The organism is Dactylosporangium sp. CA-139066, assembly GCF_050936175.1.
Classification (GTDB): Bacteria; Actinomycetota; Actinomycetes; order Mycobacteriales; family Micromonosporaceae; genus Dactylosporangium.
This window is the reverse complement of the sequence record NZ_JBNJNH010000001.1, coordinates 8,345,442-8,366,267: the sequence shown is the minus strand read 5'-3', so window position 1 is coordinate 8,366,267 and position 20,826 is coordinate 8,345,442. Positions and strand designations below refer to the sequence as shown.

Annotated in this window: 15 protein-coding genes; 6 read left to right on the top strand and 9 right to left on the bottom strand. The window is 73.2% G+C overall.

Annotated elements, in window-relative coordinates:
* Positions 1-14 precede the first annotated feature (14 nt).
* The 3 genes from katG (at position 15) to ACQEVU_RS38215 (ending at position 4,701) form a co-directional block, all read left to right on the top strand.
* On the top strand, positions 15-2,174 hold the full coding sequence (gene katG, locus ACQEVU_RS38225; protein ID WP_433332462.1) for a catalase/peroxidase HPI: 2,160 nt from the start codon (positions 15-17) through the stop codon (positions 2,172-2,174).
* A gap of 70 nt (positions 2,175-2,244) precedes the next feature.
* Positions 2,245-4,479 carry an MMPL family transporter gene (locus ACQEVU_RS38220; RefSeq protein ID WP_433332460.1) on the top strand — a complete coding sequence of 745 codons (2,235 nt, stop codon included), beginning with the start codon at positions 2,245-2,247 and terminating at the stop codon, positions 4,477-4,479.
* A 63-nt stretch (positions 4,480-4,542) separates the two neighbouring features.
* Complete coding sequence (locus ACQEVU_RS38215; RefSeq protein WP_433332458.1) at positions 4,543-4,701, top strand: sigma factor-like helix-turn-helix DNA-binding protein; 159 nt, start codon at positions 4,543-4,545, stop codon at positions 4,699-4,701.
* A 65-nt stretch (positions 4,702-4,766) separates the two neighbouring features.
* Here the strand turns inward: ACQEVU_RS38215 and ACQEVU_RS38210 are convergent, their stop codons facing one another.
* Positions 4,767-5,618: a DUF1996 domain-containing protein gene (locus ACQEVU_RS38210; protein WP_433332456.1), complete on the bottom strand. Its 852-nt coding sequence runs from the start codon at positions 5,616-5,618 to the stop codon at positions 4,767-4,769.
* A gap of 178 nt (positions 5,619-5,796) precedes the next feature.
* Between ACQEVU_RS38210 and ACQEVU_RS38205 the strand changes: the two genes are divergently transcribed.
* Positions 5,797-6,081: a hypothetical protein gene (locus ACQEVU_RS38205; protein WP_433332454.1), complete on the top strand. Its 285-nt coding sequence runs from the start codon at positions 5,797-5,799 to the stop codon at positions 6,079-6,081.
* Here ACQEVU_RS38205 and ACQEVU_RS38200 read toward each other — a convergent pair.
* Positions 6,032-7,306, bottom strand: coding sequence for an ATP-binding protein (locus ACQEVU_RS38200; protein ID WP_433332452.1), 1,275 nt, complete (start codon positions 7,304-7,306; stop codon positions 6,032-6,034). The genes ACQEVU_RS38205 and ACQEVU_RS38200 overlap by 50 nt on opposite strands.
* 39 nt (positions 7,307-7,345) lie before the next feature.
* Between ACQEVU_RS38200 and ACQEVU_RS38195 the strand changes: the two genes are divergently transcribed.
* A complete protein-coding gene (locus ACQEVU_RS38195) occupies positions 7,346-8,338 on the top strand; it encodes a glycoside hydrolase family 26 protein (RefSeq protein ID WP_433332450.1) in 993 nt (330 codons plus the stop codon).
* Positions 8,339-8,672: 334 nt separating this feature from the next.
* Here ACQEVU_RS38195 and ACQEVU_RS38190 read toward each other — a convergent pair whose 3' ends face one another.
* The 7 genes from ACQEVU_RS38190 to ACQEVU_RS38160 form a co-directional block, all read right to left on the bottom strand.
* Positions 8,673-9,746 carry a glycoside hydrolase family 26 protein gene (locus tag ACQEVU_RS38190; RefSeq protein WP_433332448.1) on the bottom strand — a complete coding sequence of 358 codons (1,074 nt, stop codon included), beginning with the start codon at positions 9,744-9,746 and terminating at the stop codon, positions 8,673-8,675.
* Entirely contained in the window at positions 9,739-11,058 is a 1,320-nt protein-coding gene (locus ACQEVU_RS38185; RefSeq protein ID WP_433332445.1) for a glycosyltransferase, read from the bottom strand. Before ACQEVU_RS38185 ends, ACQEVU_RS38190 begins: the two co-directional genes overlap by 8 nt.
* Before the next feature lie 6 nt (positions 11,059-11,064).
* Positions 11,065-12,660 carry a glycosyltransferase family 39 protein gene (locus ACQEVU_RS38180; RefSeq protein ID WP_433332443.1) on the bottom strand — a complete coding sequence of 532 codons (1,596 nt, stop codon included), beginning with the start codon at positions 12,658-12,660 and terminating at the stop codon, positions 11,065-11,067.
* A gap of 23 nt (positions 12,661-12,683) precedes the next feature.
* Positions 12,684-14,816: an acyltransferase family protein gene (locus ACQEVU_RS38175; RefSeq protein WP_433332441.1), complete on the bottom strand. Its 2,133-nt coding sequence runs from the start codon at positions 14,814-14,816 to the stop codon at positions 12,684-12,686.
* A gap of 267 nt (positions 14,817-15,083) precedes the next feature.
* Complete coding sequence (locus tag ACQEVU_RS38170) at positions 15,084-16,943, bottom strand: endo-1,4-beta-xylanase (protein WP_433335232.1); 1,860 nt, start codon at positions 16,941-16,943, stop codon at positions 15,084-15,086.
* Positions 16,943-18,835, bottom strand: a complete 1,893-nt coding sequence (locus ACQEVU_RS38165; protein ID WP_433332439.1) for a sensor histidine kinase — start codon at positions 18,833-18,835, stop codon at positions 16,943-16,945. The genes ACQEVU_RS38170 and ACQEVU_RS38165 overlap by 1 nt, the downstream gene beginning before the upstream one ends.
* Before the next feature lie 28 nt (positions 18,836-18,863).
* Positions 18,864-19,523 (bottom strand): response regulator, encoded by a 660-nt coding sequence (locus ACQEVU_RS38160; protein WP_433332437.1) that lies wholly within the window; start codon positions 19,521-19,523, stop codon positions 18,864-18,866.
* Between the two features lie 194 nt (positions 19,524-19,717).
* Between ACQEVU_RS38160 and ACQEVU_RS38155 the strand changes: the two genes are divergently transcribed.
* Positions 19,718-20,125 carry a hypothetical protein gene (locus ACQEVU_RS38155; RefSeq protein WP_433332435.1) on the top strand — a complete coding sequence of 136 codons (408 nt, stop codon included), beginning with the start codon at positions 19,718-19,720 and terminating at the stop codon, positions 20,123-20,125.
* Positions 20,126-20,826 lie beyond the last annotated feature (701 nt).

Genomic DNA, 20,826 nt, shown 5'->3' with positions numbered 1-20,826 from the left:
ACGGGAGAACCGACGTGTCTGACCACAACAGCGAAAGCGAAAACCCGGCGATCCCCGCCCCCAGCGCCAAGCAGACGCGGCCGCGGACCAACCGGGACTGGTGGCCCAACCAGGTGGACCTGTCGGTGCTGCACCAACCCTCGCCGCGCGCCAACCCGCTCGGGCCGGGCTACGACTACCGGCAGGCGTTCGCCGGGCTCGACGTCGAGGCGCTCAAGCGCGACGTCATCGCGCTGATGACCGACTCGCAGGAGTGGTGGCCGGCCGACTACGGGCACTACGGGCCGCTGTTCATCCGCATGAGCTGGCACGCCGCGGGGACCTACCGCATCGCCGACGGTCGCGGCGGCGGGGGCAGCGGCGCGCAGCGGTTCGCGCCGCTCAACAGCTGGCCCGACAATGCGAGCCTCGACAAGGCGCGGCGGCTGCTGTGGCCGATCAAGGAGAAGTACGGCCGGCAGATCTCGTGGGCCGACCTGCTCGTGTTCGCGGGCAACTGCGCGTACGAGTCGATGGGGTTCAAGACCTTCGGCTTCGGCTTCGGGCGCGAGGACATCTGGGCGCCGACCGAGATCTTCTGGGGGCCGGAGGACACCTGGCTGGGCGACGAGCGCTACAGCGGCGACCGCGAGCTCGCCACGCCGCTCGGCGCCGTGCAGATGGGGCTCATCTACGTCAACCCCGAGGGGCCCAACGGCAACCCCGACCCGCTCGCCTCGGCCCGCGACATCCGCGAGACGTTCGGGCGGATGGCGATGAACGACGAGGAGACCGTCGCGCTCATCGTCGGCGGGCACACCGTCGGCAAGGCGCACGGCGCCGTCGACCCGAGCAACCTCGGCCCGGAGCCGGAGGGCGCGCCGCTGGAGCAGCAGGGGCTCGGCTGGCGCAACGCCGCCGGCACCGGCAAGGGCGGCGACACGCTCACCAGCGGGCTCGAGGGCGCCTGGACGAACGCGCCGACCCAGTGGGACAACGGGTTCCTCGAGAACCTGTTCAAGTACGACTGGGAGCTGACCACCAGCCCGGCCGGCGCGAAGCAGTGGACGCCCAAGGACCCGGGCGCCCAGGGGACCGTGCCCGACGCGCACGACCCGGGCCGGCGGCACGCGCCGATGATGCTCACGTCCGACCTGGCGCTGCGCCTGGACCCGGTGTACGGGCCGATCGCCCGCCGCTTCTACGAGCACCCGGAGGAGCTCGCCGAGGCGTTCGCGAAGGCCTGGTACAAGCTGCTGCACCGCGACATGGGGCCGATCTCGCGGTACCTCGGGCCGTGGGTCGCCGCGCCGCAGCTGTGGCAGGACCCGGTGCCCGCCGTCGAGCACGAGCTCATCAACCCCGGCGACGTCGCCGAGCTCAAGGCGAAGCTGCTCGACTCCGGCCTGTCGGTGTCGCAGCTGGTCGCCACCGCGTGGGCGGCCGCGGCGAGCTTCCGCGGCACCGACAAGCGCGGCGGCGCCAACGGCGCGCGCCTGCGCCTCGCGCCGCAGAAGGACTGGGCGGTCAACAACCCGGCCGAGCTGGCCAGGGTGCTGCCGGTGCTGGAGGGTGTACAGCGGGACTTCGCCAAGCCGGTCTCCCTCGCCGACCTGATCGTCCTCGGCGGCTGCGCGGCGGTGGAGAAGGCGGCCCGCGACGCCGGCTTCGACATCACCGTCCCGTTCGCACCGGGCCGCACGGACGCGACCCAGGACCAGACCGACGTCGAGTCCTTCGCGGTGCTCGAGCCGCGGGCCGACGGGTTCCGCAACTACGTGGGCCCGGGCGAGAAGCTCTCGCCGGAGACGCTGCTGGTCGACCGGGCGTACATGCTGAACCTCAGCGCGCCCGAGATGGCCGTGCTCGTCGGCGGCCTGCGGGTGCTCGGCGCCAACCACGGCGGCACCGCGCACGGCGTCTTCACCGACCGGCCCGGCGTGCTCACCAACGACTTCTTCGTCAACCTGCTGCGCCCCGGCGCCGAGTGGAAGGTCTCGGCGGAGCAGGAGGGCGTGTACGAGGACCGCGGCCGCACGGCGACCGCCGCCGACCTGGTCTTCGGCGCGCACTCGCAGCTGCGGGCGATCGCCGAGGTGTACGCCAGCCGCGACGGCCAGGAGCCCTTCGTCCGCGACTTCGTGGCCGCCTGGGACAAGGTCATGAACCTCGACCGGTTCGACCTCGCGTCGTAGGGAAACCGGCCGGAAAAGCCGATCGATCGGGGCCGTTTTCGGTGCCCGGGCGCCGGGTACCCCATCGTCCGTGACGGATGTTGAGCAGGTACGCAGCGGCTGGCGCCCGAGCCTGTTGCTGCGCGGGTATGCGGGACTGCTCGTCCTGCTGCGGTGGCCGATCGTGCTGGGCTGGCTGGCCGCGGCGGCCGCCTCGGTGGTGTACCTGCCGGCGGTCGGGCAGGGCGGCAGCGACCTGGAGCAGCTGGTGTCGGCGAACAACCCCGCCGTGGCCAACGAGGTCCGCTCGCTGCAGCGCTTCGGCTTCCCGTTGCTCAGCCGCGTCGCCGTGGTGCAGCGCAAGGCCGACGGGCTGCCGGACGCGGTGCAGCGCAAGGCGGTCGAGCGGGCCAAGGCCGTGAGCGACGGCACGATCACCGACGCCGGGCCGATCCGGGCGGCGGTACCCGTGATGAACACGCTCGGGCTGTTCCCCGGCTCGGCGGAGGACGGCACGACGATCGTCACGCTGCTGTTCACCGACCCCGACGTGACGTTCGCCGACCAGGCCGCCGCGGCGCAGCAGTTCGTGGCCGCCCACTACGACGCGGGCGACGCCGTCGTCGGCGTCACCGGGTCGGTGCCGGCCCGGGTCGAGCAGACCCGGCTCGTGCAGCACTCCGTGCCGACGCTCGAGCTGATCACGATCGCGGCCGTGTTCCTCATCGTGGCCTTCGCGTTCCGCTCGCCGGTCGCGCCGCTGCTGGCCCTCGGCGTGGCCGCCGTGGCGACCCTGCTGACCCTGCACGTCGGCGGCGCGCTGGCGCAGCGGCTCGGGGTGCCGGTGCCGCAGGAGACGCAGCCGCTGCTGGTGGCGCTGCTGCTCGGCGTCGTCACCGACTACGTCGTGTTCTACCTGTCGGCCGCCCGGCGCCGGCTCGCCGAGGGCGACACCCGGCTGGCCGCCGCCCGCCTCGCCACCGCGCGGTTCACGCCGATCATCGCCACCGCCGGCGCGACCGCGGCGGCCGGCACCGGCGCCCTCATCGTCGCCGGCGCGCCCACCTTCCGCGCCTTCGGGCCCGGCATGGCGCTGGCCATCCTGATCGGGATGCTCGTCGCCGTCACCCTGGTCCCGGCGGCGCTGGCGATCCTCGGCCGGGCTGCGTTCTGGTCGCCGCTGCGCCCGCGCGCCGCCGATCCCGTCCCGGCGCCCACGGGCGGCCGGTGGTGGGCCCGGCTGCTCACCCGCCGCTGGTTCGCGCTGCCCGTGCTGCTGGCCTGCCTGGCCGCGCTCGTCGTGGCGGCGCTGCCGATCGGGCACATGCGGCTCGGCGTGTCGTTCGTCGAGGCGCTGCCGGCCGGCAACGAGACCCGGGTCGCGGCGCGCGCCGCCGAGACCGGGTTCGCGCACGGGATCCTGTCGCCGACCGAGGTGCTCGTGGAGGGCGACGGCGTCGCCGGGCGGGCCGCCGAGCTGGCCCGGCTGCAGCAGGCCCTGTCCCATGAGCCCGGCGTCGCGGCGGTCATCGGCCCCGGCACGCAGGGCCTGCCCGAGGGCTTCAGCGTCTTCCAGGCGCGCGACGGCGGCGCCGCCCGCTTCCTGCTGATCCTGGCCGACGAGCCGCTCGGCGCCCGGGCGGTGGGCACCGTGCAGCGCCTCGACCGCGACCTGCCGGGGCTGCTGCACGCCGCCGGCCTGGACGGGGCGCACGCCGGCCTCGGCGGCGACACCGCGGTCGCCCGCGTCATCGTCGACCAGACGGTGCACGACCTGGGCCGCATCGCGCTGGCCGCGCTGCTGGCCAACCTGCTCTTCCTGGTGCTGTTCCTGCGCGCCCTGATCGCCCCGCTCGGCCTGCTCGCCTGCAGCGTGCTGGCGATCGGCGCCACGCTGGGCCTGACCACGTGGCTGTTCCAGGACCGGCTGGGCGGCGACGGCCTGACCTTCTATGTGCCGTTCGCGGCGGCGGTACTGCTGGTCGCCCTCGGCTCGGACTACAACATCTTCGGCATCGGCCCGGCGTGGCGGGAGGCCCGCGCCCGCCCGCTGCGCGAGGCCCTCGCCCTGACGCTGCCCCACTCGGCGCGGGCCATCCGCACGGCCGCCTTCACCCTGGCGGTGAGCTTCGGCCTGCTGCTGATCGTGCCGCTGCGCCCGTTCCGCGAGCTGGCCTTCGCCCTGTCCGTCGGCGTGCTGATCGACGCGTTCGTGGTCCGCTCGCTGCTGGCCCCGGCGCTGCTGAGCGTGCTCGGCTCGGCCGTCGCCCCGGCCGTGGAGGAGCCGCCCGTCGCCGAGCCGGAGCCCGTCACCGCGGACGCCTGAACGCCGCCCGCGGCCGCGGCGCTCCTCGATGGCCGGCCCGACCTCGCCCGTTTCGCCGAGCCGGTGCCCCGGAATCGCCGGGCCCGAGCGGTGGCCCGGGTGCGCTTCTACGGCAACCTCTCCCAGCCGCAGATCGCCGAGCGGATCGGCCGCTCGCAGATGCACGTGTCGTGCTCGCTGCGCCACGCCCTGGGGTTCCTGCAGCGCCACCTCGAGTCGTAGGCGCGCGGCGGCCCGGGAGCCGCGGTGGCGGCCGGGCTCCCGGGCCGGTCAATCACGCGGGCGGCTCAGGGCTTCTTCGGATCCTCGCCGAAGCCGTTGCACTGGCGGCCGCCGTTGATGCAGTACGACACCAGGTAGGCCTGCCGCGCCGGGTCCCACCCGTTCATGAAGTCGTAGTGGAACGTGTAGCTGCCTCCCGAGGAGTAGGCCAGGCCGCTCGTGTTGCCGTTGCGCAGCGGGTACGGCAGCTTGATCTCCAGCATCGGCAGCGGCACCGGGTGGTCGGCCGGGCAGACGCCCGAGACCGGCCATGCCATGTGGGACTTGTGGTCGGGCATGTCCAGGTGTACGCCGTCCCAGCAGCTCGGCGCGGTCAGGCGGACCTGCAGGGTGGCCCCGGACGGGCAGGACGGCGGGATGTCGGCGCCCTTGTAGCCGGTGCACTGCCAGTTGCCCTGGAAGTGCGCGACGTCCGGCGTCTTGGCGTCGCCGACGAGCAGCTTGAAGCCGGCCGGGAACGGCTTCACCGTCCGGTAGTCCTTGACGTCGGACTTGTAGTACACGGTCGGCTTGTCGGGCTGCAGCGGTACGCCGTTCTGCAGCAGGGTCGGGAACCAGTACCCGGAGGCGTCGAGGGTGTCCTCGCACGACGTGGCCCCGCCGACCAGCGACTGCGGGGTGGAGTTCGCGTTCGTGGCCGGGTTGCCGATGAACGAGTGGTTGTGCGACGCGCCCGGCAGCCCGGGGAACACGATCGGGTCGTCGCTCAGGCTGTGGTTGACGGTGCAGTTGGCGTGCATTTCGTGGTACGCCGCGCGCGGCGGGTCGTCCGCGGCGAGCGCCGGCCCGGCGAGGGCGATGCCTCCGACGAGGGCCAGCGCGGCCGCGGCAACGGGCAGCGCCGATCGGATGCTCATGTCGACTCCTTGGCGGTGAATCGAGCATCAACTATGGATAGTTGCGGACCGTAGCAGGCGCCGAAAGGGCTAGGAAAGCGCTTGCCAAACAGTTGCCAAGACGATCACGGTCCACAGTGGACTCGCGGAGATCGTCTTGGCAACGCGTGGCAAACGCTTGACGCGCAGGCTCGTGGGCGTGTCGAATGACCCGTACCGCGCCGCCGACGACATCGTGCAGGCCGGCCATCCCGCCGTGCGCGCGGCCGCGGCCCGGCTGCGCGGCGCCCACCCGGACGACGCCGGGTTCGCCCGCGCGGCCTGCGAGTTCGTGCGCGACGAGGTGCGCCACACCTACGACGCCGACGACCCGCGCGTCACCATCGGCGCGGCCGAGGTCCTCGAGCACCGCGTCGGGCTGTGCTACGCCACAGCTAGCCGCGGCGGAGCTTCTCGATCGTGGCGGCGAGGTCGGCCTGGGTGATCGGGGCCGACGCGGCGCCGGTGCGGGCCTCCCGCATCGCCTTGTCCAGCTGGGCCCGGCGCAGCACCTCCTTCAGGTCCGCGCCGGTCAGGCCGGTGGCCGGGGCCGTCAGCGCCGCCACGTCGATGTCGTCGGCGAACATGCGGAAGCCCGGCGTCTCGTGGCGGGCGATCAGCGCGCGGATCTGCTTGGCCAGGATCTCGGCGCGGGCCCGCGGGCCGGGCGGCGGCACCGACAGCTTGAGGTCGAAGCGGCCCGAGCGGGTCAGCGATGCGTCGACGCGGTCCGGGAAGTTGGTCGTGGCCACGACGATGACGTTGGGGTTGGCCTCGATGAGGTCGTTCATCTCCTGCTTGAAGATGCCGGCCACCGCGTTGATCATCTGGCCGGCGGCGTCGAGCGCGGCACCGGTGTAGCTGATGATCGAGTCGAACTCGTCGAAGAGCAGGACGGTGGGGGAGCGCAGCGAGCGGGCCTCGGTGAAGATGCGCTGGATGTTCTTCTCCGAGTTGCCGACCCACTTGTCGAGGATCTCCGGGGTGCGGATCTCGCGCAGCTCGCCGCCGATCTCCGCCGCCAGGGCCTGGGCCAGCATCGTCTTGCCGGTGCCGGGCGGGCCGTAGAGCAGGATGCCCTGCGGACGGGTGGCGCCCCAGCGGGCCATGACGTCGGGGTGGCGGAACGACACGGCCACGTCGCGGAACTGCGCCACCACGTCGTCCAGGCCGCCGATGTCGTCGAGGCGCACGCCCGTCTCCCTGAACGGCACCGGGCTGACCGTGATCGGGCCCGGTGCGCCGGTGAGCTGCATGACGGCCAGCACGAGCGCGGCCAGCGACGGCGAGTCCAGCACCAGGTCGGGGCCGTCCTCGCGGACCGTGACCGTAGGGTCCTCGACGTCGGACGGTTGCGCCGGGCGGCCGGCCCGGGCCAGGCCGACGGCGATGACGGCGCCGAGCACGGCGCCCGGCAGGCCCAGCAGGCGGAACAGCGCCCCGCCGGCCGCGCCGCCGGCGAAGAGGCGGGCGAGCGCGGACGCGCTGAAGGAGCCGCGCACCCAGCGGGCGCGGTAGCCGTCCGGCGTGGTCGTCAGCTCGACGCCCCGGTGGGGCAGGTCATGCCCGATCGGCGCACCGGGCGCCAGCAGGTGCCCGTCGACGATCCGGACGATCCGGCCACCGGCGTCGACGACTTCAACAGCGGGCCGCAGCCCCATCTCGGCCATGTGTTCGAGTCTGCCACGGCCTCTGTACACTGATCGACCGTGATCACACGCCGTCAGCTGCTGCTCGCCGGTCTGGCCGGCGGGGTCGCGACCGTCGCCGGGTGCTCGTCCGGGTCGAAGGAGGCCGGCAACGGCCGGCCGGTGCGGGAGTTCGGCATCGCCTCCGACCCGTGGAAGGCCGCGGACTGGGAGAAGGCGGTCGGTGCGAAGCCCACGATGGTGATGGAGTTCGAGTCGTGGGACCGCAACCGGGCCCTCGACACGCACTTCCAGGCGGCCAAGGACCTCAAGCTGGAGTCCTACGCGATCACCTGGGAGCCGTGGACGCCGGTGGAGCAGTCGGCGACCCAGCAGACCCGGGCGGCGCCGCAGCCGAAGTTCAGCAACCAGTCGATCGCCGGGGGCTCGCTGGACGGCTACATCCGCACCTTCGCCACCGCGGTGAAGAAGTCGGACCTCACGGTGTACATCCGCTACGCCCACGAGATGAACGGCGAGTGGTACCCGTGGAGCCGCGACCCCGCCGTCTACATCCAGGCCTGGAAGCACGTCGTGGACGTCTTCCGCTCGGTCGGGGCGAGCAAGGCGAAGTTCGTCTTCGCGCCGGCGGCCAACCTCTACCAGGCCGACGACGCCGCCTGGATGGCCCAGGTGCAGCGGTTCTGGCCGGGCGCGGACTACGTCGACCAGGTCGGCACCACGATGATCAACATGGGGGGGACGAAGACCTACGCGGTGAAGGACTTCGTGCCGCGGCTGACCCAGCTGCACGACACGTTCAAGAAGGACATCGTGCTCGCCGAGGTCAACAGCGCGGCCGACGGGCGGATCAAGTTCTTCACCGACCTGCGCACCTGGCTCGGCACGCCCGAGGCCGACTGGGTCCGCGGCCTGATCCTGTCGCAGCTGCCGTCGTACGGCCAGGCCAACCTCGGCGACAAGGTCGGCGACCTGAGCTGGCAGGTGCCGACCGACGACGAGTCGAAGCCGGTCATCAAGGCGCTGATCAAGGACATCACGCCGGCCAGCTGACGTGACCCGTCAACATTGACGCGCTCCGTCAATGTTGACGCATGACGTCAATGTTGACCCGGGTGGCGTCAACACGCATCCGCGGCGTCGACACCGATCCGTGGCGTCGACACTGACCCGTGCTGTCGACACCGATCCGTGGCGTCGACACTGACCCGTGCTGTCGACACCGATCCGTGGCGTCGACACTGACCCGTGCTGTCGACACCGATCCGTGGCGTCGACACTGACCCGTGCTGTCGACTCCGAACCGTGCTGTCGACGCCGATCCGTGGCGTCGACACCGAACCGTGGCGTCGACGCTGATCCGTGGTGTCGAGACCGAACCGTGGCGTCAGTGCGGGGGCGGATCGGCCAGCCGCACCGACTTCAGGCCCTGGCCGACCGCCTCGGCGATCGGCGGGTGGTCGGTGAAGCGCCAGTCGGACCGGCCACCGTCGCTCTTGCTGAAGTTGAACCAGATGAAGCCGACCATGTCCGGGTGGGCGTTCATCCACGCGAAGAAGTCGGCGATCCACGCCAGCTGGTGCGGGCCCTTCTCCACCGCCGTCTCGGTGATGACGAACGGCTTCTGCGTGAACTTGCGGATGGCGTCCAGCGTGGAGGAGTACACCTGGGCGGCGGTGCTCTCCTCGATGGCGTAGCCGACCATCCCGACCCAGTCGACGTAGTCGTCGCCGGGGTACAGCGGATCCAGCTTGGTCTGCGGCATCGGCGTGATGACGTTGGGGCTCCAGATCCAGATCACGTTGGTCGCGCCGGCCCGGGCGAAGATGTCGTGGACGTGGCGCCACATCTTCACGTAGTCGCCGGGGCGGTTGCCGGAGTTGCGCTCGGCCCACGGGTACCAGTTGCCGTTCATCTCGTGGGCGAGGCGGATCGCGACCGGCCAGCGCTGGTCGCGCACGCCGGTGGCGAAGCGGGCGATGTAGGCGTCGTACTGCCCGCTGATGATCTTCTCCAGGGCGAACTTGCCCTGGCTGGGGCCCTTCTTGACCCCCTCCCACGGCTCCCAGGAGATGACCGGCAGCGCGCCCTGCTTGTAGCTCTGCGGCACCGAGTCGGGCCGGAACTCCTCGGTCCACTTGACGAAGAACTGCACCATCGTCGGGTGCGCGCCGACGGCCTGCGCGGCCTTGTCGATCTCGACCGACGACCACGGCGCCTGCGGCGTGCTGATGCCGAACCGGACGCCCGGGATGGCGAGGATCTCCGCCTTCGTCGGGGCCGGCTTCTCGGCCTGGCGGCGGTTCTCGGCCTGCACGGCGGCGTTGGAGGTGACCTGCGTGGTGTCGGGGTCCTGGGTGGTCGGGCTGAAGATCCAGGCGGCCAGCCCGACGACGATGACCGTGTTGACGGCCATCCAGACGCGGTACGTCCGCGGCGACTCGTACTGATGCCTAGCCACCGAGCAGCACCGCCCCGCACATCATGACCGCCCCGAGGATGTACGGCAGCACCAGCATCGGGTTGCGCCGGCGCTCCCCGGCGAAGCCGCCGGACCGGGTGCCCCACCCGGCGTTGTGCGCCATGCGGAAGAAGCCCAGCACGCGTACCGGCATGAGGATGACCGTGTTGATGACCATGAAGATCGGCAGGTACGCGATGTCGGCCGCCCGGTAGGCGAAGTGCCGCCCGAAGCGCAGCCCCAGCGACGCCAGCGTCATCAGCGCGGTCAGGGCGAGGATAATGCCGACGCGCTGCCACGACGACTCGGGCAGCATGAGCACGCCGTAGAGCTCGGCCTTGCGGCCGGTGGCGATCGCCACGCCCCAGTTGATGAAGCAGCCGAAGAGGATGAAGGGCACGACGATGTCGGAGAGGTACATCACCGCCAGCACCGGCGCGTTGCGCAGCATCCACGGCAGCATCCGCAGGGTGTTGTACTGCGACCCGCGCGCCCACCGGTACTGCTGCCTGGCGAGCTTGGCCAGCTTCGTGGGCGCGTCGGTGAACACCAGCGACGTGGACTGGTAGACGGTGCGGTAGCCGGCCTGCAGCGTGTAGTTCGTCAGCGTCCGGTCGTCGCTGACCTCCAGGAAGACCCCGAGGAACCGCTCGGACAGGAACCGGTCCATGTACCGCACCAGGATCTCGCGCCGGAAGGCGATCGTCCGCCCGGGCAGGCAGCCGACGGTACCGAGGACACTCATCGCCGGCATCGAGTACTCGTTGCGGACGTTCTCCAGCCAGTCCGCCCACCGGGTGAGCACGGTCCGGGTCGGGTCGAGGATGCGCTGGCGGGTGGTGACCCCGCCGACCTTCGGGTCGCGGAACGGCTTGACGAGCTCCCGCAGCGTGCCGCCGGTCCACATCGTGTCGGAGTCGACGAGCACGACGACGTCGCCGCTGGACATGCCGACGCCGACCCGCACGGCGTTGCGCTTGCCCGGGATGTCGGTCCAGACCCAGCGCACGTCGAGGTCGGTGCAGATCTTCTCGAGGATCTCGTTGCGCGGCCCGTTGATGACCACGACGACCTCGTCCGGGTGCTGCTCGCGGATGCGGCCGATGACCTCGCGGAACAGCTCCTCCGGCTCGTCGACGACCGGCACCACGACCGACGTGCGCACCTGGTGGGCGGCCTGGTACGGGCGGTACTGCGCGGCCAGGGTGATCCGCAGCAGCCACAGGAACCACACCCAGAGCATGAACACCGCGAACGGGAAGATCTGCCCGCTCTTGACGAACGCGTTGACCTGCAGCAGGAAGGCGAGCATCGGCCGCTACGCGCCCGGCTTGAGGGTGAAGAGGGTCAGCGTCAGCCCGGTGAGGTTCCAGGTCTGTGCGGCGGTGTAGCGCACCCGCAGCGCGCCGTCCTTGCCGGCCTCCAGCCCCGTCAGCGGCGAGTCGAGGGTGCCGACGCGGACCAGCCACACCCGGGCGGTGCGGCCGAGGCAGGCGTCGACGTCGGGGCACTCGCGGGGGTGCATGCGCCCGTTCTCGCGCGGCTTCGTCTGGGCCAGGATGTCGCGCGGGCGGTGGCCGGCGGTGAGGTACCGCTCGACGATGTTGCGCCCGGCCGGTCCGTCGCCGTCGGCCGGGCCGTAGACGATGGCGTCGCCGGGCTGGCCCTGGCGGTACAGCACGTTGGCGAGCTCGTGGCTGGCCTGCCCGTGCCCGTCCGGCCGGCGGATCGAGAGCTGGTCGGGGACGCCGATGGCCGCGATGACCAGCACGATGGCCAGGCCGCGGACGATGAGCGCCCGGCCGAGGAACATGCCGGCGAGCCCCACCCAGCCCAGCAGCGACACGATCGCCACGTCGTCGGTGCCGATGGTGGTGAGGCGGATGACGGGGTAGAGCAGCAGCAGCGGTACCAGCGCCCAGGCGGTGAAGACGATGCCGGGCTTGTGCACCGACAGCGCGAGGATGGCCAGGCCCAGCAGCACGCCGCCGGCCAGGACCGAGCCGAACGTGTGCTGGCTGAGCACCGAGACCGCCGGGAACGCCGGGCGGCTCGCGCCGGTCGCCGGCAGCGGGGCCCCGAAGAGCGCGATGAGCGCGGCGGCGGGCAGCGCGCCGATGACCAGGGCGCCGAGCCACGCGCCGATGAGGCGGCGCTTCATGGCCAGCACCACGGCGCCGTGGGCCAGCACGAGCAGCAGGCCGGTGAGGTGGGACAGGCCGGTGAGGGCGACCGCGGCGGCGTAGCCGGCGAACGGCCAGGCCCGCGGGCGGTCCAGGTAGTTGACGAGGGCGAGGGTGGCCAGGGCGGCGCCGAACAGCGTGAACGCCTCGGGTCCGGCCTCGGCGGCGTACCGGCTGGTGACCGGCAGCGTGGCGACCAGCAGCCCGGCGAGCAGGCCGACCCGCGGGTTGACCAGGCGGGTGCCGACCTTCGCGATGAGCGCGGCGGCGCAGGCCATGGCGATGACGGACGGGGCCCGCAGGGCGAAGTCACTGCGCCCGGCGAGGCTCGCCCAGCCCTTGAGCAGCAGGTAGTACGGCACCTCGGCCGGGTCGGCCTGGCGCAGCAGGTTGTACAGGTCGGCCTTCGGCGCGAGCGTGAAGCTCCACGCGGCCAGCTCCTGCACCCGCATGCTCGGGTAGTTGAGCCGCACCAGCGACAGCGCGCCGGTGGCGACCATCGTGATGACCCAGGCGAGGGTCCCCAGCGCCCGCTCGGCGGCGTACGGCGAGCCCTCGATCGCCGCCTCGCCCCGGGCCGGCGGCTCGTCCCACTGCGCCGCCCGCGCCTGCTCGTGCGCCTCGTCGAGCGTCGCCTTGGGCATGACGACGGTCTCGTCGTCGCCGGCCACAAGCTCGTCGGTGGCGGCCCGCTGCCGGGGGAGATGGAACGTCTGCTCTGGATCGCTCACTGCGCTCATCTCAGGAGGGGCGGTCACGGCAGCTGCGCACCCAGCACAGGGGCCAGCACGGAGGCGTACGTCGTCGTCATGTGGCTGTCGTCGCGGTACACCAGGATGTTGCCGACGACGACCGGGCAGGTCTTCGCGGTGCAGAACCACGCGGTGGGGTCGATGACGGTGGCCCCCTCGGCGGCGGCCGCGGCGGCGACCATCTGCCGCCGCTTGGGCAGCACGAGGGCGGTGTCGGCGCCCCGGACGCACTCGCCGACGTCGCCGGTGTGCTCGGAGACGCAGTCGGGCACGTTGGCCTTCGGGTACGGGGTGTCGCTGAGCACGACGAGCTTCGTGCCGTCCTGCTTGACCTTGCGCAGCGAGGCGATCCACGCGTCGGTCCACGCCTTGTCGGGATCGGCCGGGTTGTCGACGAGGCCGCCGGTGTCGGTGCCGTTGCTGGTGAGCACGACCATCGCCGGCTTCGCCGCCCTGACCGCCTCCAGGGTCTGGTCGCGCCACTGCACGCACTCGTTGTAGGCCCGGTTGAGCGCCGACTGGTACACCAGCACGGACGCCGCCGGGCAGGCGCTCTTGGTGTGCACCACGAGCCGCCAGTGCCGCTGCCGGGCGATGCGCTCGAAGGCGGGGAACCACTGGGCGGCGTGGGAGTCGCCGACGAGCGCGACGGTCGTCGGCGAGGCGGGGTCGCCGTAGGCGCACTCCGGGTTCTTGGTGGCGGTGAAGCTGAGGTGGCAGCCGGCGGCGTAGACGGCCGGGCTGTCCTTGGCCACCGCGGCCAGGGTCGGCGTGAGGTTGCTCGGCAGGGCGTCGGTGCCGGTCGAGTCGGCGATGAGCTTCGTCAGCTGCCCGGCCGGGTCGCTCGCGGCGGCCATGACGGCGGCGGTGTCGGTCGCCGGGCCGCCGGTGCCGAGGCCCGGGGTGAGCCGGCCGCCGCCGTAGGCCAGGGCGGCGGCGCACAGCGACAGCGCGAGGCCGAGGGAGATGCCGCGCACGGGCCGGGTCTTGAGGCCCTTGCGGGACCGGACCGGGTTCTCGACGAGGAAGTACGACCCGGCGGCGACGGCGAGGGAGGCGCCGGCCAGCGTCAGGTTGAGGCCGAGGCTCGCGTCGCGGTGCAGCGCGGCCGGTGCGATGACGAGGATCGGCCAGTGCCAGAGGTACCAGCTGTAGGAGAGCTTGCCGAGCCACTGCAACGGCGCGAGGCGGAGCACCGCGACGACGCCGCCGGCCGCCGCGGCGCACCCGCCGGCGATGATGAGGCCCGCGCCGCCGACCGGCAGCGCGGCGGCGTAGCCCGGGAACGGCGTCTTGTCGGTGAACAGCAGCGCGGCGGCGACGACGGCGGCGAGGCCGAGCCAGGTCAGGCCGGCGGCGATCGCCGCGGGCAGCCGGGCCAGCGCCGGCGCGAGGATCGCGATGAGCGCGCCGAGGGCCAGCTCCCAGGCGCGGGTGTGCGCGCCGAAGTACGCCCACGGGGCCGCGTCGCGCGTCTGCGTCACGCTGCCGTAGAGGGAGAGGCCGCCCGCGGCGAGCAGCGTGAGGACGATCGCGGAGCGGCTCAGCCGGGTGCGCCGCCAGCGCCAGGCCAGCGAGGAGGCGAGCAGCAGCAGCGGCCAGACGAGGTAGAACTGCTCCTCCACGGCCAGGGACCAGAAGTGCTGCAGCGGCGAGGGCGGGGCGCCGGCGTTGAGGTAGTCGACGCCCTCGGCCGCGAGCCGCCAGTTGATGCCGTAGAAGGTGCTCGTGAGCGCGTCGAGCGCGGTCGACGGGAAGCGCGTCGGCGGCAGCCAGCAATAGGCGGCCACGAGTGTGGCGACGAGCACGGTGGTCGAGGCGGGCAGCAGCCGGGTGGCGCGGCGGGCATAGAAGCGGCTGACGGAGATCGTGTGCCGGGTCTGCAGTTCGCCGTACAGCTGCGTGGTGATGAGGAAGCCCGAGATCACGAAGAAGACGTCGACGCCGACGTATCCGCCGCCGAAGACGGTCACGCCGGCGTGATAGAGCACCACGAGCACCACGGCGACGGCCCGCAGGCCCTCGATATCGGGCCGAAATCGGGATGCCGAATCGGGGGAATCGGCGGCGGGCGTGATGATCAGCCCCGGTTTTGCCGGCTTTCCCCGCGAAACGTAAACCGTGGTGGAGGTCAAGTGCTGTTCTCCCTGGACGGCGAAGCACAGCGCTCGCCCCGTGCAGCGGTTGAGCCTAGCAAAACGGCGGCTGACTCGTGTACCGCGAACGGCGCGGAATTGTCCGTTATGGGCGCTGCTGAAGGCTTATGCCGACCCTGGGAGTGGCGACGAACACGATGAAATACCGCATCTTGCGTATGCGGTCAAATGCTGCCGTAACGGAACCCTGACAGGCTCGAAATCCTACCGTGACAGCGAGTAATATTATTGGCGTTGCGCGATGCCTCAGCTCGGGTTGGCGGCGACGGCCCAGAATGCGGGTTTCGGCGCGAGATCGGTGCCGAAGAGCAGTGGCGCATCGACGCGCGCGATCGGATACGTGCTGAGCCAGGTCTGGTTGTCGGCGATGCCCCAGAAGGTCACCGAGCTGATCTGGTCGCGATAGCGCTGCAGCACCGCGAACAGCGCCTTGTACTGCGCCGCCTGCTGCGCCAGCAGGTTGGCCGGGACCGCCGGGTAGGACGAGGTGTTGTCGGTGTACACGCTCATGTCCATCTCGGTGATCTGCTGGTCGACGCCGAGCCGGGCGAACTTCTCGATCGACGCGGTGAGCCCGGCCGCGCTCGGCACCGAGATGTTGACGTGCGTCTGGCTGCCGATGCAGTCGACTGGAATGCCCTCGGTGCGCAGCTCGGCGACGAGGTCGTACATGCCGTCGCGGCGGCTGGGCTGGGTGAGGTTGACGTCGTTGATGCACAGCTTGGCGGCCGGGTCGGCGGCGTGGGCGGCGGTGAACGCGGTCCTGATGTAGTCGAGGCCGGCGATCTGGTACCAGCGGCTCTGGCGCGGCGTCCCGTCGTCGCTGAGCACCTCGTTGACCACGTCCCACGACGTGATCCGGCCGCGGTAGTGCTGGACGAGCGCCGTGATGTGGCTGGTCATCCGGGCCAGCAGCAGCGCCTTGTCCGGCGGGGTGGCGCTCATCGGACGGCCGTCGGCGTTGGTGAAGACCCAGTCGGGCGTCTGGTTGTGCCAGACCAGCGTGTGGCCGCGCACCTGCATGCCGTTGGCGACGGCGAAGTTCACGATCTTGTCCGCGTCGTCGAACGTGAACCTGCCCTCGGCCGGCTCAGTGACCGTCCACTTCATCGCCGCCGTCGGGGTGACCGAGCCGAACTGCCGCTTGAGCAGCTCGGCCTCGGGGCCCGACAGCTGCTGCGGGTTGACCGCGGCGCCGACGTCGAAGCGGCCGGCGAAGACCTCGCGCAGCGAGGGCACGGAGCGCGGCGGGGAGGCGTGCCGGGTGACCACGAAGTCGTCGACCAGGAAGTCGACCGGGTCGCCGGCCGGCTCGATCCGCACGCTGAGCAGGTCGACGTTCGTGACGGGGGAGTACTGCGCCTCCAGCCGCGCCCAGTCGGACCCGCCGGCCTCGACGGTGGCCACGACGTTGTCCTGCACGGCCGACGCCCAGCCCCAGGAGACGGTGAGCCGCAGCGAGGCCGGCGCGCCGCTGCCGGCCAGCCGGACCCAGGCCGACAGCGTGTAGCCGGACTCCGGGGTGAGGCTGCCCTGCAGGTTGCGCCAGGCGCCCTGCTGGCCGTTGGCGCGCCGGCTGACCTGCAGGCTGTGCCGGCCGGTGTGCGCCGCCGCGGTGGTGTCCTTGAGCTTCGAGCCGGCCCCGGCCAGCCACTCCTGGGCCGTGCCGTCCTCGAAGTCGCTGGTCAGGATGGTGTTGGGCGGCGGGCTCACGGTCGGCGCAGGGCTGGCCGGCGGCGCCTGGGCGGCCTTCTGTACCCCCGGCGGCCCCGAGAACGCGCTGACGGCGAGCACGACGACGGCGGCGACGACGGTGAGGAACCCTCCGCTGACCATCGCGAGCATGTGCGTCCGGCCGCGCGGATACCACACTCGTGCCCCGGCCAGCTGGTCCTCCCTCAACACCGCCTCGAGCGCCAAGCGTATGGCCTGGCGGACATCGGCCCCGAGGCGGGACAGGCGTTGCCACGCGGTGCGCAGCCGTGGCCCGGCCCCGGCCCGGCGCCACGCCTCGATCCAGACGTGTACGGCGACCCAGCCCCACAGCTCGAGCCGGCGCCACACCGCCGCCCCGGCCCGGCGCAGCGCCGAGCGGCCGCGCGGCATCACGGCGCGACGTCCAGCGGAATCTCGGCGATCACCGTCGAGCCTTCCTCCCCCGAGTCGACGGTGAGACTACCGCCGATCTGCTCGACCCGCTCGCGCATGGACGTCAGCCCGATGCCGGGCCGCCACGGCGCGCCCGCCGGCCCGCCGTCGTGCACGGCCACGCGCAGGGCGCGGTCGCCCAGCAGCGCGAGGTCCACGCTGGCCGCCGCGACGCCGGCGTGCCGGGCCACGTTCGTCACCGCCTCCACCGCGACCCGGTACGCGGCCACCTCCACGGCCGCCGGCAGCTCCGGCAGCTCGGGTGCGGTGATCGTCACCGCCAGCGCCGAGCCGTCGGCGGCCCGCAGGTGCGACACCTGCTGGCGGACGGCGCCGACGAGGCCCAGCTCGTCGAGGGCGCGGGGCCGCAGCCCGTAGACGATCCGGCGGATCTCGGCGATCGCGTCGCCGGCGTCGGCCCGCAGCCCGCGCAGCAGCCGGCCGGCCTCGTCGGGGTCCGCGCGCAGCAGGTTGGCCGAGGCGTCGGCGCTGTACGCGATGCCGGTCAGCGTCGGCCCCAGCCCGTCGTGCAGGTCGCGGCGCATCCGCCGGCGCTCCTCCTCGAGCGCGGCGACGACCCGCCCGCGTGAGGCCCGCAGCTGCCCGGCGAGCTCGGCCGCGTGCAGCGACTGCGCGAGGGGCGCGGCGACGAGGGCCAGTACGGCCGCGGTGCGCGGCGGCAGCCCCAGCTGGTCGGGCGGCAGGGTCACGACGAGGTCGCCGACCGGCCGTCCGTCGGCGCGCAGCGGCGTGACCGCGGTCACCGGCTCGGCCCCGCCGGCGGGCGGACCGGGCTCGCGGCCGGCCCGGGCCACCACCGCGCCGGTCTCGTCGCGCAGCTCGATCGCGGGCACGCCGAGCGCCGCCCGCAGCGTGTCCAGCCACTGCCCGGGGGCGGCCCCGCCGGCGAGGTGGCTGCCGAGCCGCGCGAGCGTGTCGATCGGGTCGGGCGGCGCGCCGAAGAGCAGCTCGTCGATGCTGCCGCGGACCCACCCCATCGCCGGGCGAAACGCGGCCGCGATCGCGAACACGGTCAGCACCCGCACCCAGCGCGGCGCGGCCCCGCCGGTGGTGATCTCGGTGAGGGTCTCCACGCCCACGTACACGGCGCCGACGAGCGCGAACATCACCACGAGCAGCGTGCCCCGCCGCGCCACCGCGCGCACGTCGAGGGCCCGCGGCCGGACCAGGGCCAGCGCGGCGCAGGCGGGCAGCACGAGCGTCAGCACCGCCAGCCCCGCGCCCGCGGCCACGCCGCGCGCTCCCGGCCCGTCGAACACGACGAGCAGCATCATCCCGGCCGGCACGGTGACCGCGGCGCCGAACACGATCCACAGCACGCGCCGGCGGTCCTCGCCGGCGGTGACCTCGAACAGCAGCCAGCCCGCGCACAGCGCGACCGTGGCGGCCGCGGTGACGGCGCCGAGCGCGACGTCGAGCCGGCCGAGCGCCCCGGCGATCACCCCGGCCGCGCCGGCCGCGACGATGGCGACGTCCGCGCCGGCCAGCAGCCGCGGCACCGGTCGCGGTTCGACCACCCTCAGCAGCGCCGGCGGTACGGCCACCAGCCCCGCCCCCGCGACCAGCCCCGAGCCCGTGGCCGGCCCGGCCAGCAGGACGACGCCGCCGGCCAGCAGCAGCCATCCGGGCGTGCGCGGCCCGCCCGCGAGCAGCACCACCACGCCGGCGGCGGCGAACCCGGCCCCGCCGGCGAGCTCCCAGACCACGGCCCACACGCCCGTACCGTGCGGGGGCCGCCACCACACGCCCGCGCCCGCGGCCACGAGCGCCGCCGCGGCGATCGCCACCACGAGCGCACCCCGGCCTCTTGGCACAGCGACGGCGTTCACGGCGCGCTCCGGCCTCTCGGTTCGGCGGTCACGGTGTGCCCCGGCCGAGGCCCTCCTCGCGGGCGCGGACGATCGCCTCGGCCCGCCCGGGCACCCGCAGCTTGGCGAAGATCGACGACACGTTGTTGCCGACCGTCTTCGGGCTGACCCCGAGCGCCGCGGCGATCGCGCCGTTTCCCTGCCCCCGCGCGATCCGGTCGAGCACCTCCCGCTCCCGCGGGGTCAGCTCTGGAAACGGCGTGCGCGGCGGCGGGGGCGCGCTGAGGTGCGCGATGAGCCGGGCCGCCACCCCGGGCCCGATCACCAGCTGCCCGGCCACGACGGACCGGATGGCGGCGAGCATGTCCTGCTGCTCGGCCCCCTTGAGCAGGTACCCCTTGGCGCCCGCCCGCATCGCCGACAGCACGCTCTCGTCGTCCTCGAACATGGTCAGCACGAGCACCGCCACGTCCGGCAGCAGCGTCGCCAGCCGCCGCGTCGCCTCGATGCCGTCCATCTGCGGCATCTGCAGGTCCATCATGACCACGTCGGGCCGGCTGAGCTGGGCCTCGCGGACCGCCTCGGCGCCGGTCGTGGCCTCGCCGACCACCTCGACCCCGTCGAGGGAGCCGAGCAGCGCCCCGATGCCGCGCCGGACCACGAGATGGTCGTCGGCGACGAGCACGCGGATCGACTGGGGCGCGGTCACCGCTCAATAATGGACGCCGGGGTACCGCCCGTCACCGCTCACCGTTCCCGGACGGCCCGGGCAATCTCCCGGCCGCACCGGGAACCCCTCCGGCGCCCCCGGGGTGCGCGCCCCCTGCCCGCGGGCGGCGCCGGCGCGAATGCTGGCGGTCGCCGGGCGGCCGCCCGGCACCACCGCCGTCCAGGGAGCACGCCATGACCGCACAGGCCAGCCCGGTCGAAATCCCGAACCGGGCCCCGTCCACCCGCAACAAGATCGGTCTCGTCCTCGCCGTCCTCTTCGGCCTGAGCGACCTCATCACCCCGTTCACGCCGGCCGGAGCCACGGACCAAGGGCCGGGCGCGCCGATGCCGGTCCTGGTCGCCGACGCCGTCCTGGGCCTGGTCACCCTCGGCGCCGTCGTCTTCGCCTGGCGCAGCGCCAGCCGGGTCGCCGCCCGGATCGTGGCCGGCACGCGCATCCTGTCGGCGCTGACCGCCCTGCCCGCGTTCTTCGTCTCCGGCGTGCCCGCCCCGGTCGTCGCGATCGTGGCCGCCACCGTCGTGCTGACCGTCGTCTGCGTCGTGCTCGTCCTGGCCCCGCCCCGCGAGCGCACCGCCTGACCCCCGCCGCGGCCCGTGCACGGCTCGAGCGCGCTGCGACAAGTCGGGCGCCGGCGCGCGTGGTGCTGATTGCCGTCTGCGTGGTGCTCGTCCTGGCCCCGCACCGCCTGACCGCCGCCACGCGGCCCGTGCACGGCTCGAGCGCGCTGCGACAAGTCGGGCGCCGGCGCGCGTGGTGCTGATCGCCGTCTGCGTGGTGCTCGTCCTGGCCCCGCACCGCCTGACCGCCGCCACGCGGCCCGTGCACCGCCCGAGTGCCCTCCGATCGAGCGCGCTGCGACAAGTCGGGCGCCGGGGCGCGTGGTGCTGATCGCCGTCTGCGTGGTGCTCGTCCTGGCCCCGCACCGCCCGAGTGCCCTCCGATAAGTCGGGCGCTGGCGCGCCCGACTTATCGGACTTATGCCCCGCCGGGAGATAAATCCGTTAAGTCGTGGCGCGCCAGCGCCCGACTTAACGGGCGTTCCTCACGGTGACATCGCGGGAGGGCGCTACCGCCCGGCGAGCCACGCGCCCGCTGGGCGCTGCGCGCCGCGGTGTCGATCTCCCCGCGGTGGCGCCGCGCCCGGCAGGCCGGGTGCCCGCCGACTCGCGCACGCTGGGCGCTGCGCGCCGCGGTGCCGCGGCGCCTCGGCGGGCCGGCTGTCCGCGGACTCGCGTCCGCGAGCTGCGCGCCGCGGTGGTCGACCTCCCCGGCGGTGGCG

What these genes read in the sequence shown, in the direction of transcription:
- ACQEVU_RS38210 (WP_433332456.1), bottom strand. Translation starts at nt 5,618, where the DNA reads ATGAGCATCCGATCGGCGCTGCCCGTTGCCGCGGCCGCGCTGGCCCTC.
- ACQEVU_RS38200 (WP_433332452.1), bottom strand. Translation starts at nt 7,306, where the DNA reads ATGGCCGAGATGGGGCTGCGGCCCGCTGTTGAAGTCGTCGACGCCGGT.
- ACQEVU_RS38185 (WP_433332445.1), bottom strand. Translation starts at nt 11,058, where the DNA reads ATGCTCGCCTTCCTGCTGCAGGTCAACGCGTTCGTCAAGAGCGGGCAG.
- ACQEVU_RS38170 (WP_433335232.1), bottom strand. Translation starts at nt 16,943, where the DNA reads ATGCCGCGCGGCCGCTCGGCGCTGCGCCGGGCCGGGGCGGCGGTGTGG.
- ACQEVU_RS38155 (WP_433332435.1), top strand. Translation starts at nt 19,718, where the DNA reads ATGACCGCACAGGCCAGCCCGGTCGAAATCCCGAACCGGGCCCCGTCC.